Source organism: Modestobacter sp. SYSU DS0511 (assembly GCF_054050755.1).
In genome coordinates, this window is sequence record NZ_JBJGZY010000003.1 from 69488 (window position 1) to 85569 (window position 16082).

Sequence of the window (16082 nt, forward strand, 5' to 3'; positions counted from 1 at the left end):
GGGTTCCGGCGGCGGTGCACCACCCCGTCACCGAGCCGCCCTGAGCAGCGGGCGGCGGCAGCTCACCTTCCCGCGTCCACGCGTCCAGTGTGTGCCAGCACGGCGGCGGCCAGCGGCGGGAGCACCGGCGACGGCAGCGCGTGCCCCATGCCCGGGACGGTCACGAGGTGGGCGCCGGGGACGGCCTCGGCGATGCGACGGGCCGCCGGCGGCGGGTTGATCGGGTCGTTCGGCGCCTCGACGACCAGCGTCGGGACCGTCACCCGGGCGAGCTCCGCACCGCGGGCCAGCCCGGCCTGATCGGCCCGCGCGTGCGCCGCCGGGTTGTCGTGCCGACCGGCGTGCGCGATCACCCGTTCCTCCATCCGGCGGAACTCCTCGCCGTCGAAGGGGACGTCGGCGCCGTTCAGCAGCCGCCAGTGCTCGACCCGCCAGGCGATCTCGGCGTCCCGGTCGCGCGGGTCCGCCAGGTGCTCCCACAGCTCCAGCAGCCACGGGTCGGTCTCGGTGAAGGGCGCGGGCGCCGCGACGCCCTCCAGCACCGCGGTCGCGAAGACCGTGGCCGAGCGGAGCCGATCCGGGTGGTCGAGCAGGAGGAGCTGGACGAGCGTGCCGCCCATCGACATGCCCACCACGTGAGCGCGTGCGATGCCGAGTGCGTCCAGCACCCGCACCGCGTCCTCGGCGAGGTCGCGCACGGCGTAGGGCCGCTCGTCGAAGGCCCAGGTCGACCGCCCGGTGTCCCGGTGGTCGTACCGGACGACCCGGTGCCGTTCACCCAGCGCGCGGACCAGGTCGTGAGGCCACGTGCGGCCGGAGGCGTTGGCGCCCATGACGAGCAGCAGCGGCGAGCCGTCCGCCGGCCCGGTCACCTCCGTCCAGAGCCGGGCGCCCGGGGCGACCTCGACGAACGTCTCCACACCAGCAGGAGAGCACGCACCCGCCCGTGGACGCGACGCGTTTCCCGGCCGGGATGTCTCGCTGCGACACTTCGGGCGTGCTGATCAGTGACCTGGCGCCGGCGACGGAGGATGCACTGGCTGTCGAGCTGCTGACCTTGCAGCGGGCCGCCTACGCCGTCGAAGCCGAGCTGATCGGCGACGACCGGATCCCGGGGCTGCACGAGGACCTCCGGCAGCTGAGGGACGCCGATCTCTCGTGGTTGGGCAGCTGGATCGACGGGCGCCTCGTCGGTGCACTGGCCTGGACGGCCGACCCGGTGACCGTTGACGTCGACCGGCTTGTGGTCGCTCCCGCCATGCACCGCAGCGGTCTCGGCAGGGCACTCGTACGCGAGGTGCTCCGGCGGGCGGACGGGCGGGTGACCGTGGTGTCCACGGGACGCGACAACCTGCCCGCGCGTGCCCTGTACGAGTCGGTGGGCTTCACCGCGACAGAAGACATCCAGGTGCTCCCAGACTTGTGGGTCACTCGTTTCACCCATCGCCCGTGAACGAACGGCACTCACCTGATGCGAGCCGTTCGGAGTTCACTCGATCAGGGTCGGGACGCGCGCAACCGGTTCAGGTGAGCAGTGGTCCGATGAGGATCTCGGTGCCGTCGGGTCGCCAGGTGCGCCATCGGCCGTCGGGTTGTCGCTGGACCCGGAATCCGTGGTGGACCTTGGTGTGGTGCCGTTCGCACAGCAGCGCGGAGTTGCTCAGGTTGGTCTCGCCGCCGTGCAGCCAGTGGACGAGGTGGTGGACATCGCACCACCAGGTCGGGGCGCCGCAGCCGGTGAACACGCAGCCCTTGTCCCGCCGCTCGACCGCCTTGCGGAGTCCGGGGGTGACGACCCGGTAGTCCCGGCCCAGGTCCAGCGGCACACCGTCAGGCCCCATCACGATCCGGGAGACGCTGCCGTCACAGGCGAGGTAGCGGGCGCGGGCGGCGGAGATGGTCGCCCCGAACCCCGTCTGCGCAGCCCCCGGGCCGGTCGCGTCGTCGACGAGGTCGTCCAGGTCGATCCCGACGACCACGTGCGGCTTCACCGTCCGCAGCGTCGGCAGGCCACCGGAGGCGAGCTGGTTGTCGCACAACTGCACCAGCGCATCAGCCTGCTGCTGGGACCGCGTCCGGGTGTCACCCTTCGGCCGGTTCGCCTGCACCAGCGACTCCACCGCCGCCTGCAGCTTCTCCCCACCGACGGCGTCCAGGTCGAACCGGCCGGTGACGCTGCCATCGGCATGCTTGGCGATCGACAACCGCCGCCCCTCCGTGGGGTCGGGCTCCGGCCCATCCGGATCCAGCGCGGCGTCGAACAGCGCCACCGCGGTCTTCAGCACCTCATGCGGCGCCCCGGCCGCGATCTGCGCCCACGTCTGGTCGAACGCGCCCAGATCGACCCCCTGCGCCTCGGCTGCGGCGACCTCGCCGGGCCCCACCTTCTCCGCCACCACGTTCACCTGCGCCGCGGTCACCTCCCCCGCCGCGAACTCCGCCGCCAACACCGGGAAGAACTCCAGCACCCGCCCCGCCCGCACCACCCGCGACGCCTCGGCCGGGGCCAGCCGCGCATGCCCGATCAACCACGACCGCATGCTCTTGAGCCCGTCGTGCTCGGCGGCCTGGGTGGACTCCGCGTGCCGGACCGTGCGGGTCAACTCCGCCGCGACCCGGTTCGCCACCGACACCAGCAGCGCCGTCCGATCCAGGGTCCGCTTGTTCGTGAGCCCCTGCAGCTCCTCGGCCGCCAGCGAGTCCAACGCCGACAGCAGCTCCGACCCGAACACGTCATCGGCCGGCAGCTCGGCCGCCACGTTCGGTGCGGGGGCGTCCAGGGTCAACGACTCGCCCACGGACACCCCCTGCGTCATTCGAATGTGTGTTCGAAGTCTACCGCCCCACGACCCCGCTCACCGGGCGGAGCCCCAGCTCAGATGCCTGTCCACAGATCCGCGACGGTTCTTGACGGACTCCCCCGGAGCGCTGGGGAGAGCCACCGGACCGCTCCGACGAGGCCGGCCGCCGACGCCGGGCACGGGCCCACCACCAGACGGCGGCAGGGTGAGCCCCGAGGAGTTGTCACCGGGCAGTGGAGAATGCCCGGCATGACCCACGTGCTCGACCCGAACGCGCTGGCCGGGTCCGGCGGCGCCCCGGGCACCCCACCCGACCCGTTCGCCGACGTGACCCGCTCGGACGACGCCTTCCGCGCCTTCCTGCACGGGCTGCCCGGCGTCGACCAGGTGGGCGCCCAGCAGCGGGTCGCCGTTCTGGGCTCCCGTTCGATCAAGAGCACCGCGAAGGCCTGGGCGATCGACACCGCGATCTCGATGGTCGACCTGACCACCCTCGAGGGCGCCGACACCCCCGGCAAGGTGCGCAGCCTCGCCGCCAAGGCCCGCCGCCCCGATCCGGAGGACCTCACCTGCCCGGCCGTCGCCGCGGTCTGCGTCTACGGCGACCTCGCCGGAGTGGCCAAGGAGGCGCTGGCCGGCACCGACATCAACGTCGCCGCCGTCGCCACCGCTTTCCCCAGCGGCCGCGCCAGCCGGGCGGTCAAGCTCGCCGACGTCCGGGACGCGGTCGCGAACGGCGCCGACGAGATCGACATGGTCATCGACCGCGGGGCGTTCCTGTCCGGCCGCTACCTCGACGTGTTCGAGGAGATCGTCGCGGTGAAGGAGGCCTGCGGACCCGCGCACCTCAAGGTCATCCTGGAGACCGGCGAGCTGGTCACGCTGGACAACGTCCGTCGCGCCTCGTGGCTGGCGATGCTCGCCGGCGGCGACTTCATCAAGACCTCCACCGGCAAGATCTCCCCCGCCGCCACGCTGCCGGTCTGCCTGGTGATGATGGAGGCGGTCCGCGACTTCCGCGCCGCCACCGGCCGCCAGGTCGGCGTCAAGCCAGCCGGCGGCATCCGGACCACGAAGGACGCCGTCAAGCACCTGGTGCTGGTCAACGAGACCGCCGGTGCCGACTGGCTCTCCCCCGACTGGTTCCGCCTCGGCGCCTCCAGCCTGCTCAACGACCTGCTCCTGCAGCGCCAGAAGCTCCGCACCGGCCACTACTCCGGCCCCGACCACGTGAGCGTGGACTGATGACCTCCCCCACCTCGAGCCTGTTCGAGTACGCGCCGGCCCCGGAGTCCCGCTCCATCGTCGACCTCGAGCCCAGCTACGGCCTGTTCGTCGACGGTGAGTTCACCCCTGGCGCCGGCACCCCGCTGAAGACCGTCAACCCGGCCACCGAGGAGGTGCTCAGCGAGGTCGCCGTGGGGTCCGAGGAGGACGTCGACCGCGCCGTCCGCGCCGCCCGCCGCGCGTTCACCCGGGTCTGGGGGCCGATGCGCCCGGCCGACCGCGGCAAGTACCTGTTCCGCATCGCCCGGCTGCTGCAGGAACGGGCCCGGGAGTTCGCCGTCCTGGAGAGCCTCGACAACGGCAAGCCGATCCGGGAGAGCCGGGACGTCGACGTTCCGCTCGCCGCGGCGCACTTCTTCTACCACGCGGGCTGGGCCGACAAGCTGGAGCACGCGGGGCTCGGGCCGACCCCGCGGCCGCTCGGCGTGGCCGGCCAGGTCATCCCGTGGAACTTCCCGTTGCTCATGCTGGCGTGGAAGGTCGCTCCCGCACTCGCGGCCGGCAACACCGTCGTCCTCAAGCCCGCGGAGACCACCCCGCTGACCGCGCTGCTGTTCGCCGAGGTGTGCCAGCAGGCCGACCTGCCGCCCGGCGTGGTCAACATCGTGACCGGCGCGGGCGCCACGGGCCGGGCCGTGGTCGCCCACCCCGACGTCGACAAGGTCGCCTTCACCGGCTCCACCGAGGTCGGCCGGGAGATCGCCCGCTCGGTCGCCGGCACCGGCAAGCGGCTCACCCTGGAGCTCGGCGGCAAGGCCGCCAACATCGTCTTCGACGATGCCCCGGTCGACCAGGCCGTCGAGGGGATCGTCCGCGGCATCTTCTTCAACCAGGGCCACGTCTGCTGCGCGGGCTCGCGCCTGCTGGTGCAGGAGTCGGTGCACGACGAGGTCATCGCGGCGCTGCAGCGGCGGATCGGCACCCTGCGCGTCGGCGACCCGCTGGACAAGAACACCGACCTGGGCGCGATCAACTCCGCGGCCCAGCTGGCCCGGATCCGGGAGCTGGCCGAGATCGGCGAGGCCGAGGGCGCCCAGCGCTGGCAGCCGGCCTGCGACCTCCCCGACCGCGGGTTCTGGTTCCCCCCGACGATCTTCACCAACGTCTCGGCGGCGCACCGCATCGCCCGCGACGAGGTCTTCGGCCCGGTGCTGTCCGTGCTCACCTTCCGCACCCCCGACGAGGCGGTCGCGAAGGCCAACAACAGCACCTACGGGCTGTCGGCCGGCATCTGGTCGGAGAAGGGCTCCCGCATCCTTAAGATCGCCGACCAGCTGCGGGCCGGTGTGGTGTGGGCCAACACCTTCAACGAGCTCGACCCCACCTCGCCGTTCGGCGGCTACAAGCAGTCCGGCTACGGCCGCGAGGGCGGCCGGCAGGGGCTGGCCGCCTACCTCTCGACGGGAGACGCCAAGTGACCGACCGCCTCGCCGTCCGCAAGACCTACAAGCTCTACCTGGGCGGGGCGTTCCCCCGCTCGGAGTCCGGCCGCACCTACGAGGTGCACGACGCCAAGGGCCACTTCCTGGCCAACGCCGCCTGGGCCTCCCGCAAGGACGCCCGGGACGCCGTCGTCGCCGCCCGCGGCGCTTTCCCGAAGTGGTCCGGCGCCACCGCCTACAACCGCGGGCAGGTGCTCTACCGGGTCGCCGAGGTGATGGAGGGCCGGGCCGCCCAGTTCGCCGAGGAGGTGGCCGCCGGCGAGGGGCTGTCCGGCGCCAAGGCCCGGGCCGCCGTGGACGCCGCGATCGACCGGTGGGTCTGGTACGCCGGGTGGACCGACAAGCTCGCGGCCGTCCTGGGCAGCAGCAACCCGGTCGCCGGCCCGTACTTCGGCTTCTCCACTCCCGAGCCGACCGGCGTGGTCGCCGTCCTGGCTCCGCAGCGGTCGAGCCTGCTCGGGCTGGTCAGCGTGCTCGCGCCGGTGCTCGCCGGGGGCAACACCGCCGTCGTCGTCTCCGCCAAGGAGCGCCCGCTGCCGGCCATCACCCTGGGCGAGGTGCTCGCCACCTCCGACGTCCCCGGCGGTGTGGTCAACCTGCTCACCGGCGACGCCGCGGAGATCGGGCCCTGGCTGGCCGAGCACGCCGACGTCGACGCGATCGACCTGGCCGGTGCGCACGGCCCGCTGGCGATGGAGCTGGAGCGCTCGGCCGCCGGCACGATCAAGCGCGTGCTGCGGGCTCCGGCGGAGGAGCCGGACTGGACCGCGGACCCCGGTCTCAGCCGGATGACGCCGTTCCTGGAGACCAAGTCGGTCTGGCACCCGATGGGCGTGTAGCCGGGCCCCGCCGCTCCCCGGCGCTCGCGAACCGGCGGCGGGATCCGGCACCGGGGCCACGGGTCGGGGACCGCAGTGCGCGCGCGCAGGTCCACCGGGCAGGATGGGCGGGTGGCCAGGCCCAGCATCGTCCCCATCGCCCTCACCCTCGACGACCGCACGGGCTACACGCTCTGGGCTCCTCCCTGGGAGGAGGACGGCGAGGAGTGGCAGGCGTTCCTCGGCAGCACGGTCGACGTGCCCGCCGACCTGAACGACGACGACCCCGAGGACGGCGTCACCAAGGCCGTCGTCCACCTGTTCCCCTCCCCGGCCGCGCTGGCCGCCTTCTGCCGCGCCAGCACCGACCACGACCTCGCCGACCACCCGGTCTGGCCGGTCGTGGCCGGGCTCGACGCCGGCGACCTGACCCCCGACGAGGACCACCGGTTCGACCTGGACGGCGTCTACGACGTGGTCGCGGAGAACCCGGACCGCTGGGCCGTCGACGAGCTGGCCGCCGTCGTCGACGTCGTCGGGCGCATCGCCGAGTGCTGCGACACCGCCGATGACGAGGACGACCTGCTCGACGACGACGAGACCGAGTTCGAGTCGGTCGCCGAGCTGGTCTCCCGCCCCGAGGTGGCCGCGCTGCCCCTCGGCGTGCAGGCGTTCCTCGGCCGCACCGGTGAGGAGTCCTGGCAGCGGCTGGGCACCGCGATCGACGAGCTCTGGGAGGACGTGCTCGAGGAGCTCGACGACCACCTGGACTGGACCGGGGCCGGCAGCGTCTCCCCCGACGACTACCCGTCGGCCGCCGAGGAGGCCGAGGCCCGCGCGGCGGAGCCGGACGACGAGGACGACGACGAGGACGACGACGTCGACCTGCTCGACGATGACGACGCCGCTGCTCGCCCGGCCGTGGCGGGGGCCAGCGCGCAGCGCCAGCCGGCCGGCTCCACCGCTGCGGCCCCGGGCGTGCCGACCACCGGCACCCGGGACATCCGCGGCGGCAGCCGGCTGACCGCCAGCCCGGCCGCGGTCGCCGCCGCCCAGGAGTTCTGGGAGGCGGTCGGCATCCTCCCCGTCGAGCTGGTCGTCCCCGAGGGCGCCGGCCTGACCCTGCGCTGCTACGTCGAGGACCGCGCCCGGTTCCTCGGCCGCGACGGGCAGGTCTTCCTGTTCCCCTCCCCGGTCGAGCTGGCCCGCTTCTGCGCCTCGGACGAGCGCCACGACCTCAGCGGCATCGCCTCCTGGCCGGAGGTGGCCGACACCGACGTCCCGCCGCTGCCGGCCGACCAGGACCGCTACGACCTCACCGCGCTCGCCGAGGTGCTGCGCGAGGTCGCCGGCGGCGCCGGCGGGCTGGTGCAGCACGAGGCGCTGGAGCAGCCGGTCGAGGGCGTGCGGGACGTCGCCGAGTACGCCGGGCTGACCCGGGTGGAGGAGCTGCTCACCGGCGACACCCCGCTGGGTCGCGCCGTCGCCCGCAGCGAGACCGATCCGGCGTCGCCGCTCCCGGCTCAGGACGCCGCCGTGCTGGCGAGTTCCTGGGACGAGGTGGTCACCGAGGTCGGCGGGGCCCTGCGCTTCCGCGACTAGGCCGGGAACGGCCAACGGCCGGCCCCCGCGCTGCGGGGACCGGCCGTTGGCCGTTGCTCACCCGTCCCTCGCGGGACGGGCCGGGCCTCAGTAGGAGCGGGCCGGGCGCGAGGGACGGCCGCCGGAGCGGTGCCCCTCGCTGGAGCCGCGGTAGCCACCGGTGCGCCGGTCGCCACCGGAACGATCCCGATCGCCGTAGGAGCGCTCGCCCGAGGGGCGGTCTCCGTACGAGCGGTCGCGGTCGCCGGAGGGACGACCACCGGAGCGATCCCGATCGCCGTAGGAGCGCTCGCCCGAGGGGCGGTCTCCGTACGTGCGATCGCGGTCACCGGAGGGACGACGGGGACCACCGCGGTAGCCACCCGGACGCTCGCCCGAGGGGCGACGCCCGCCGGAGCCACCGGACGGACGGCGCGACTCGCGCACCGGACGGACGATCGGCTCGACGAAGGTGCCACCGGCGACCAGGTCGGAGATCGCGGTGTCGCCCGGACGGATCCGGGTGACCTGCGGCTCGACCTTGGCCTGGCGGAACCGACGCTTGGACTGCCCCACCTGGTCGGGCAGCAGCAGCGAGACCACGACGCCCGCGGCACCGGCCCGCGCGGTGCGGCCGGAGCGGTGCAGGTAGGTCTTGTGGTCGGCCGGCGGGTCGTAGTGCAGCACCAGCGACACGTCGTCGACGTGGATGCCACGCGCGGCGACGTCGGTGGCCACCAGCACCGGGCTGCGGGCGTCGGTGAACGCCTCCAGTGCCCGGCGACGCGCCGACTGCGGCAGGCCGCCGTGGATCGGCTCGGCGGAGATGCCGACGGCCTGCAGGTTGCCGGCCAGCCGGTCGGCACCGTGCTGGGTGCGCACGAAGATGATGATCCGGCCCGGGCGGGCGGCCATCGCCTCGGTGACCTTCAGCTTGTCCGGGAAGGACACGCTGTAGGCCAGGTGCTCGGCCTGCGGACCGGAGTCCGCGGCCTTGACGACCTCGTGCCGCGCCGGGTCCTTCAGGTAACGGCGGACCAGGGTGTCGACCTCGCCGTCCAGGGTGGCCGAGAACAGCAGCCGCTGGGCGTCGGGGCGGGTCTGGTCGAGCAGCTCCTTGACCACCGGCAGGAAGCCGAGGTCGGACATGAAGTCGGCCTCGTCGATGATCGAGACGACGACCTCGGAGAGGGTGGTCTCGCCCTGGTTGATCAGGTCCTGCAGCCGGCCGGGGGTGGCGATGAGCACGTCGACGCCGCGACGCAGCTGCTGGATCTGGCGGTACATCGAGGCACCGCCGTACACGGCGGCCAGCTGGACGCCGATCGACTGGCCGAGCGGGGCCAGGTTGTCGTGCACCTGCTGGGCCAGCTCACGGGTCGGCACCAGGATCAGGCCACGCGGCGCCCGCCGGCCGTGCTGTGCGTCGCCGCCCAGGCGGGCCAGCAGCGGCAGCCCGAAGGCCAGCGTCTTGCCGGAACCGGTGGCGGCCTTGCCCAGCACGTCGCGCCCGGCGAGGGCGTCGGGCAGCGCGGAGGTCTGGATGGCGAACGGGTGCCGGATGCCCTTGCGCTCCAGCGCGGTGACCAGCGGCTGGGGCAGGCCCAGCTGGGCGAAGGTCGGGCCGGTGGGCTCGGGGGCCTCCTCGGTCGCGGCGGGCGCCGTGACCTCGGGAGTGGAGGCGGCGGCCTCGAGGGGGGTGTTCTCAGGGGTGGTGCGGGTGTCGACAGAGTCGAACGAGGACAAGCGGGAACTCCGATACAGATCGGTGCGCGTCCCGTGGTGCTGCTGATCGCCGGGGTGTCCGGCGTCCACACTGGTGATCGCGGCCGTCTGCGGTGACGCGTTGATCTGCACGGATGCGCTGTGCCCGGACAGGACCGCCCGGGAGGATGACCGGCACATTCACCGGCACGTCCAGGTTAGCAGCGCGGCGGCCGGATTGATTCCCGAGCGCTCCGGCCCCCTTGCCGGGACCCGCCGCGAGCCGGCGAGTGGTGGGGGCAAGGGGGCCTTCGACTGCTCACCCGGGCGCCTCAGCTGCCCGCGCGGAGGACGTCGTAGGCGGGGCGGACCACCTCGGTGGTGATCCGGGCACGCACGGCGTCGTCGTGGAAGCCGGCGCGCAGCGCCCGCTCGGTCACCGTCTGCACGTCGTCCCAGCCCCAGCCGAAGGCGGCGGCGACGGCGGCCAGCTCGCTGCTCGCCGAGACCCCGCTCATCAGGCGGTTGTCGGTGTTCAGGGTCACGGCGAAGCCGGCCCGGTGCAGCCGGTCGACCGGGTGGTCGGCCAGCGACGGGTAGGCGCCGGTCTGCACGTTGGACGACGGGGCAACCTCCAGCGGCACCTGCGCGTCGCGGACCCGCTGCGCCACCGGACCGAGCGCGCCGTCGACGGGCACCTCGTCGGCGATGCGCACCCCGTGGCCCAGCCGCTCGGCACCCGCGCCGTCCAGCGCGGCGACGATCGAGGCAATCCCGGCGGCCTCCCCGGCGTGCACGGTGCGGTGCGCCCCGGCCCGGTCCAGCACGGCGATCGCCTCCGGGATGCGGTCCGGTGGGAAGCCGTCCTCGGGGCCGGCCAGGTCGAAGCCGACCACCCCGGCGTCGGCGAACCGGACCACCTGCTCGGCGACCTCAACCCACCGGTCGGCCTGGCGCATCGCGCACAGCAGGGTGCCGACGACGATCGGCGTCCCGGCGGCTGCGGCCTCCCGGCTGCCCTGGGCGTAGCCGTCGAGCATCGCCTCGACCACCGCGGGCAGGGCCGTGCCGCCCTCGGTGAGCAACTCCGGCGCCATCCGCACCTCGGCGTAGACGACGCCGTCGGCGGCCAGGTCGAGCGCGGCCTCGCGGGCGACCCGGTGCACGGCCGCGGGCCGCTGCAGCACCGCGACGGTGTGCGCGAACGTCTCCAGGTAGCGCGGCAGCGACCCGGAGTCGGCCGCCTCGCGGAACCAGCGGCCCAGCGCCGCCGGCTCGTCGGCCGGCAGATCGCGGTACCCAACCTCGTCGGCCAGTTCCAGCACCGTCTGCGGCCGCAGCCCGCCGTCCAGGTGGTCGTGCAACAGCACCTTGGGCGCACGGACGAGGTTCTCGACGTTCAGTGGGGCGGCCATGGGGTGATCCTGCCCAACGGCACCACGGCGCGGGGAGCCGGGGACGGGTACGGACAGCGGGCCGTCCGGGGGCACGGCGCGGGGGCCGGAGGCTCCCCGCCGTGGACGCGGGAGACGGCCCAGCGCCACCCGGGACGGCACCTGGCCGCGTCGGAGGCCGGGAGGCCAACCGGGTGCTCAGTCAGCGGCTCTCCCGGTCCTGCCAGCGGAAGGTCCGCACGCACAGCACCAGGCCGACGACGCACCAGATCCCGAGCACCAGCGCGACCCGGCCCAGCTCCCAGCTGCCGGCCGGCTCGGCGGCGGCGAGCTCGTCGGGGAGGAACACCGACCGCAGCCCCTGCGCCATCCACTTCAGCGGGAAGACCGCGGCGATCGTCTGCAGCCAGGTGGGCACCTCGCTGAACTGGAAGAACACCCCGGAGATGAACTGCAGCACCAACGCGATCGGGGTGACCGTGGCCGACGCGGAGCGCCCGTTGCGGGCCAGGCTGGAGACCGCGATGCCCAGCAGCGTGCACGCCGCCGAGCCGAGCCCGGCGACCCAGAGGAAGGTCAGCCAGTCCGCACCCGAGGGGAGCGCGACGTCGTAGAAGGCCACCCCGATGACCAGCAGGATCACCACGATCGCCACGGTGACGACGAGGACCTGTACGACCTTGCCGACGAAGTAGGCGCTCTTGGGCATCGGGGTGCCGGCCAGGCCCTTGAGCGTGCCGTCGGAGCGCTCGGTGGCGATGCTGATCGCCATGTTCTGCAGGCTGGCGCCGAGGATGCCCGCGGCGATCACCCCGGCCATGAAGTACTGGGTGAAGCTGACCCCGGCCCCGAGGTCGTAGTCGAGCACCGCGCCGAAGACCAGCAGCAGGATCACCGGGAACATCAGCGTGAAGACGACGGACTCGCGCTGCCGGAAGAACTCCTTGAGCTCCACCCCGGCACGGGTCCGGCAGACGCTGCCGATCGACGGCAACGAGCGTTCCTGGGTCGTGGTCATGCGGGTTCGCCGATCATCCTCAGGTAGACGTCCTCGAGCGTGGGCCGGGCGACGGCCAGGTCGGGCACCTCGCCGGAGAACCGGCCGGCCAGCTCGGCGACGAACGCCGTCGGCGTGGCGGTCTCGGCCACCCGGCGCGCGCCGTCCTCGGTCCAGCTGACGACGGCGGGCGCGGCGCCCCGGCCGCCGAGCTCGGCCGGGACGGCGACCTCGACCAGCCGGCCGTGGGCGATCACCCCCACCCGGTCGGCCAGCTCCTCGGCCTCGTCCAGGTAGTGGGTGGTGAGCAGCATCGTGGTGCCGAGGTCGCGCAGCGAGCGGATCAGCGACCAGAACTGGCGGCGGGCCTCCGGGTCGAAGCCGGTGGTCGGCTCGTCGAGGAACAGCAGCCGGGGGCGGCCGACGATGCCGAGCGCCACGTCGAGCCGCCGGCGCTGACCGCCGGAGAGGGTGCGCCCGCGGGAGCCGGCCTTCTCGGTGAGCCCGACCAGCTCGAGCACCTCGTCGGGGTCACGCGGGTCGGCGTAGTAGGACGCCTGCGCGCGCAGCAGCTCACGGCAGGTCAGCTGGCTGTCGCCGGCGCCGGACTGCAGCACGATGCCCAGCTCGCCCTTCCACGCCCGCCCGCCGGCGGCCGGGTCGACGCCGAGCACCCGGACCTCGCCGCCGTCGCGGCTGCGGTAGCCCTCCAGCACCTCCACCGTGGTGGTCTTGCCGGCCCCGTTGGGGCCCAGCAGCGCGAAGATCTCGCCGCGCCGGATGTCCAGGTCCAGGCCGTCGACGGCCGCTCGCTCGCCGTAGCGCTTGACCAGGCCGCGCACCGAGATGGCGGCGTCGGGATCGAGCGGCACGCCCGCGGGCGGCACCCCGAGCGTGCGGGTCGTGGGGAGGTCCTTCTGCTGCACGAGGCGTCAGTGTCCTCCATCGACCTGTGGCCCGTTCAGGCCCCGCCCGGGGCTCGCCCCCGGCCTCCTCGCAGGGTCCCGCGCCGAGCCTGCGAGGCGTGGGGGCGAGGGGGTCCGTCAACAGATGCGGTCGATGAGCAGCGGGAGCGGCCGGTCGTCGGTGTCGACGCCGACGGCGCCCTCCAGCGCTTCCAGGGCGCGCGGGATGCGGGCGGCGTCGTCGGTCTGCAGCTCCAGCAGTGGCTGACCGGCGGTCACCTGCTCCCCCACTCCGGCGTGCCAGACGACGCCGGCCGCGGCCGAGACCGGGTCCTCCTTGCGCGCCCGCCCGGCGCCCAGCCGCCAGGCGGCGACCCCGAGTGCGTAGGCGTCCAGCCGGGTCAGGGTGCCGGTCGCCGGCGCGGTGACCACGTGCCGCTCGGCGGGCTGCGGCAGGGGCGCGTCCGGGTCGCCGCCCTGCGCGCTGATCATCCGGCGCCAGGCGTCCATCGCACGACCGTCGGCGAGCACGTCGGCGGGGTCGACGTCGTCCCGGCCGACCCCGGCGAGCATCTCCCGCGCCAGTGCCAGGGTCAGCTCGACGACGTCGGCCGGGCCGCCCCCGGCGAGCACCTCCACCGACTCGGCGACCTCGACGGCGTTGCCGGCGCTGCGGCCCAGCGGACGGTCCATCGCGGTGACCAGGGCGACGGTGCGCACCCCGGCGGCCTCCCCGAGGCCGACCATCGTGCGGGCCAGCGCGCGGGCGTCGTCGGGGTCGCGCATGAACGCGCCCGACCCGGTCTTGACGTCGAGCACGAGCGCGTCGGCGCCCTCGGCGATCTTCTTGCTCATGATCGAGCTGGCGATCAGCGGGATCGACTCCACGGTGCCGGTCACGTCGCGCAGCGCGTAGAGCACCTTGTCGGCCGGGGCGAGGTCGGCGCCGGCGGCGCAGATCACCGCACCGACGTCGCGCAGCTGCTGCTCGTACTCGGCGTCGGTGAGCGAGGCCCGCCAGCCGGGGACCGACTCCAGCTTGTCCAGCGTGCCGCCGGTGTGCCCGAGCCCCCGGCCGGACAGCTGCGGCACGGCCACCCCGCAGGCGGCGACCAGCGGCGCCAGCGGCAGGGTGATCTTGTCCCCCACCCCACCGGTGGAGTGCTTGTCGGCGGTGGGCCGGCCCAGGCCGGAGAGGTCCTTCCGGACGCCGGAGTCGATCATCGCCTGCGTCCAGACGGAGAGCTCCTCGACCGCCATGCCCTGGAAGAACACGGCCATCAGCAGGGCGCTCATCTGCTCGTGGGCCACGTCGCCGGCGGTGTAGGCGCCGATCACCCAGCGGATCTGCTCGGGTGTGAGGGGCTGCCCGTCGCGCTTGGCCCGGATGACGTCGACGGCGTCGAACGGCTGGCTCATCGGGAGGCCGCCGCTGCGCCGTCGGCAGACCGCTCAGCGGCAGCCGTGAGGTCGTCGGGGCCGAACGCGTCGGGCAGCACGTCGCTCATCGGCACGATGCCCAGCGACACGGTCTCGAGGAGCATGTCGCGCCCCCCGTGCTCCCACAGCAGCTGCCGGCAGCGCCCGCAGGGCATCAGCGGCTGCCCGTCACCACCGACGCAGGCGACGGCGACCAGCCGGCCGCCACCGGTCCGGGCCAGGTCGCTGACCATGCCGCACTCGGCGCACAGCCCCAGGCCGTACGAGGCGTTCTCCACGTTGCAGCCGGTGACCACCCGGCCGTCGTCGACCAGCCCGGCCACGCCCACGGGGAACCGCGAGTAGGGGGCGTAGGCGTGCCTCATCGCCTCGCGCGCCGCGGTGCGCAGCGCGTCCCAGTCCACGTCCATCAGTGCTCTCCTCGTCGGTACACGAGCCCGTCGGCCTTGGGCATGCGCAGCCGTTGCGAGGCCAGCGACAGCACCAGCAGCGTGGTCAGGTGCGGGGTGAAGGAGACGATGCCCTCGGGCAGCTCGTCGATGGTCAGGAAGCCGGCCAGCGCCGCGGCACCGAACGCCGCCGCGATCACCGCCTGCACGTACCGGCGCCGGGTGGCCTGCCAGACCGCCACGCCGACCAGCAGCACGGCGATGAGCAGCAGCAGGGCGACGACGGCGGTGGGGCTGCGCAGCTGGAGCGCGTCGGAGAACCCGAACAGCCCCGCCCCCGCGGCCAGCCCACCCGGCCGCCAGTTGCCGAAGATCAGCGCGGCCAGGCCGATGAAGCCGCGGCCGCCGGTCTGCCCCTCGCGGTAGATGTTGGCGACGAACACCAGGAAGACCCCGCCGAGCCCGGCGAGCGCCCCGGAGATGACCACGGCGACGTACTTGAGCCGGTAGACCGGCACGCCCAGGGAGTCCGCGGCCGCCGGGTTCTCCCCGCAGGAGCGCAGCCGCAGCCCGAAGGCGGTGCGCCACAGCAGCAGGTAGGTGGCCGGCACCAGCAGCACCGCGAGCACGGTGAGCACGCCGACGCCGCTGGTGAACCCGCGCAGGATGCCGGCGACGTCGGAGACGAGGAACCAGTGCTGGCGCTCCAGGTCACCGAGCAGGTCCGGCCCCGAGGAGAGCACCGGCAGCGAGAACGACGGTGGCCGGCTGGACAGCGCCGGCGACTGGGTCACCCCGCCACCGGCCGGGTTGTCGCTGTAGAGCAGCTCGGAGAGGAACCGGACGACGCCGGCGGCCAGGATGTTGATCGCCACACCGGAGACCACGTGGTCGACCCCGAAGGTGACCGTCGCGACCGCGTGCAGCAGGCCACCGGCGGCGCCGCAGACCGCGCCGCCGATCAGCGCGCCGGCCCACCCCCACTGGTAGCCGGCCCAGCCGGCCCCCCAGGTGCCGAGGATCATCATCCCCTCGAGGCCGATGTTCACCACGCCGGCCCGCTCGGCGAACAGGCCGCCGAGGGCCACCAGGCCCAGGGGGACGGCCAGCAGCAGCGCGGCGGAGAACGTCGAGGACGACGTCAGCGCCTGCTCGCCGGAGATCACGCGGACCGCCGAGACGAGCACGAGCAGCCCGACCAGCAGCCAGGTGATCCGCCGCGCCCGCCCGCCGCCGAGCAGCAGCTCGGTGACCGGCCCCCGGCTCGGCGCCGACGTCGTGGTGGCGGTGCTCACTGCTCGACTCCGTGCTCGTTCCGCTCCTC

Annotated in this window: 14 protein-coding genes; 5 read left to right on the plus strand and 9 right to left on the minus strand. The window is 74.1% G+C overall.

Features of this window, described 5'->3' with window-relative positions; genetic code table 11:
• Positions 1–62: 62 nt before the first annotated feature.
• Entirely contained in the window at positions 63–920 is an 858-nt protein-coding gene (locus ACI783_RS02445; RefSeq protein ID WP_457138978.1) for an alpha/beta fold hydrolase, read from the minus strand.
• A 77-nt stretch (positions 921–997) separates the two neighbouring features.
• Between ACI783_RS02445 and ACI783_RS02450 the strand changes: the two genes are divergently transcribed.
• Entirely contained in the window at positions 998–1453 is a 456-nt protein-coding gene (locus ACI783_RS02450; RefSeq protein ID WP_457138979.1) for a GNAT family N-acetyltransferase, read from the plus strand.
• A 70-nt stretch (positions 1454–1523) separates the two neighbouring features.
• On the opposite strand, the gene ACI783_RS02455 is transcribed toward ACI783_RS02450, so the two are convergent.
• On the minus strand, positions 1524–2732 hold the full coding sequence (locus ACI783_RS02455) for a DUF222 domain-containing protein (protein ID WP_457139058.1): 1209 nt from the start codon (positions 2730–2732) through the stop codon (positions 1524–1526).
• Between the two features lie 318 nt (positions 2733–3050).
• Between ACI783_RS02455 and deoC the strand changes: the two genes are divergently transcribed.
• From deoC to ACI783_RS02475, 4 genes are all read left to right on the plus strand, one after another.
• Entirely contained in the window at positions 3051–4046 is a 996-nt protein-coding gene (gene deoC / locus ACI783_RS02460; protein ID WP_457138980.1) for a deoxyribose-phosphate aldolase, read from the plus strand.
• Positions 4046–5506 carry an aldehyde dehydrogenase family protein gene (locus ACI783_RS02465; RefSeq protein ID WP_457138981.1) on the plus strand — a complete coding sequence of 487 codons (1461 nt, stop codon included), beginning with the start codon at positions 4046–4048 and terminating at the stop codon, positions 5504–5506. Before deoC ends, ACI783_RS02465 begins: the two co-directional genes overlap by 1 nt.
• Positions 5503–6369 carry an aldehyde dehydrogenase family protein gene (locus ACI783_RS02470; RefSeq protein ID WP_457082437.1) on the plus strand — a complete coding sequence of 289 codons (867 nt, stop codon included), beginning with the start codon at positions 5503–5505 and terminating at the stop codon, positions 6367–6369. Before ACI783_RS02465 ends, ACI783_RS02470 begins: the two co-directional genes overlap by 4 nt.
• A gap of 111 nt (positions 6370–6480) precedes the next feature.
• Positions 6481–7950: a hypothetical protein gene (locus ACI783_RS02475; RefSeq protein ID WP_457138982.1), complete on the plus strand. Its 1470-nt coding sequence runs from the start codon at positions 6481–6483 to the stop codon at positions 7948–7950.
• 87 nt (positions 7951–8037) lie between these two features.
• On the opposite strand, the gene ACI783_RS02480 is transcribed toward ACI783_RS02475, so the two are convergent.
• From ACI783_RS02480 to ACI783_RS02510, 7 genes are all read right to left on the minus strand, one after another.
• Positions 8038–9675 (minus strand): DEAD/DEAH box helicase, encoded by a 1638-nt coding sequence (locus ACI783_RS02480; RefSeq protein WP_457138983.1) that lies wholly within the window; start codon positions 9673–9675, stop codon positions 8038–8040.
• 290 nt (positions 9676–9965) lie between these two features.
• A complete protein-coding gene (locus ACI783_RS02485; RefSeq protein ID WP_457138984.1) occupies positions 9966–11048 on the minus strand; it encodes an adenosine deaminase in 1083 nt (360 codons plus the stop codon).
• A 181-nt stretch (positions 11049–11229) separates the two neighbouring features.
• Positions 11230–12045, minus strand: coding sequence for an ABC transporter permease (locus tag ACI783_RS02490; protein WP_457138985.1), 816 nt, complete (start codon positions 12043–12045; stop codon positions 11230–11232).
• Complete coding sequence (locus tag ACI783_RS02495) at positions 12042–12950, minus strand: ABC transporter ATP-binding protein (RefSeq protein ID WP_457138986.1); 909 nt, start codon at positions 12948–12950, stop codon at positions 12042–12044. Before ACI783_RS02495 ends, ACI783_RS02490 begins: the two co-directional genes overlap by 4 nt.
• Positions 12951–13067: 117 nt before the next feature.
• Positions 13068–14348: a thymidine phosphorylase gene (locus tag ACI783_RS02500; protein WP_457138987.1), complete on the minus strand. Its 1281-nt coding sequence runs from the start codon at positions 14346–14348 to the stop codon at positions 13068–13070.
• Positions 14345–14779 (minus strand): cytidine deaminase, encoded by a 435-nt coding sequence (locus tag ACI783_RS02505; protein ID WP_457138988.1) that lies wholly within the window; start codon positions 14777–14779, stop codon positions 14345–14347. Before ACI783_RS02505 ends, ACI783_RS02500 begins: the two co-directional genes overlap by 4 nt.
• The gene (locus ACI783_RS02510) at positions 14779–16053 is read right to left on the minus strand and encodes an ABC transporter permease (RefSeq protein ID WP_457138989.1); all 1275 of its coding nucleotides are present in this window, start codon (positions 16051–16053) and stop codon (positions 14779–14781) included. The genes ACI783_RS02505 and ACI783_RS02510 overlap by 1 nt, the downstream gene beginning before the upstream one ends.
• Positions 16054–16082: the final 29 nt, after the last annotated feature.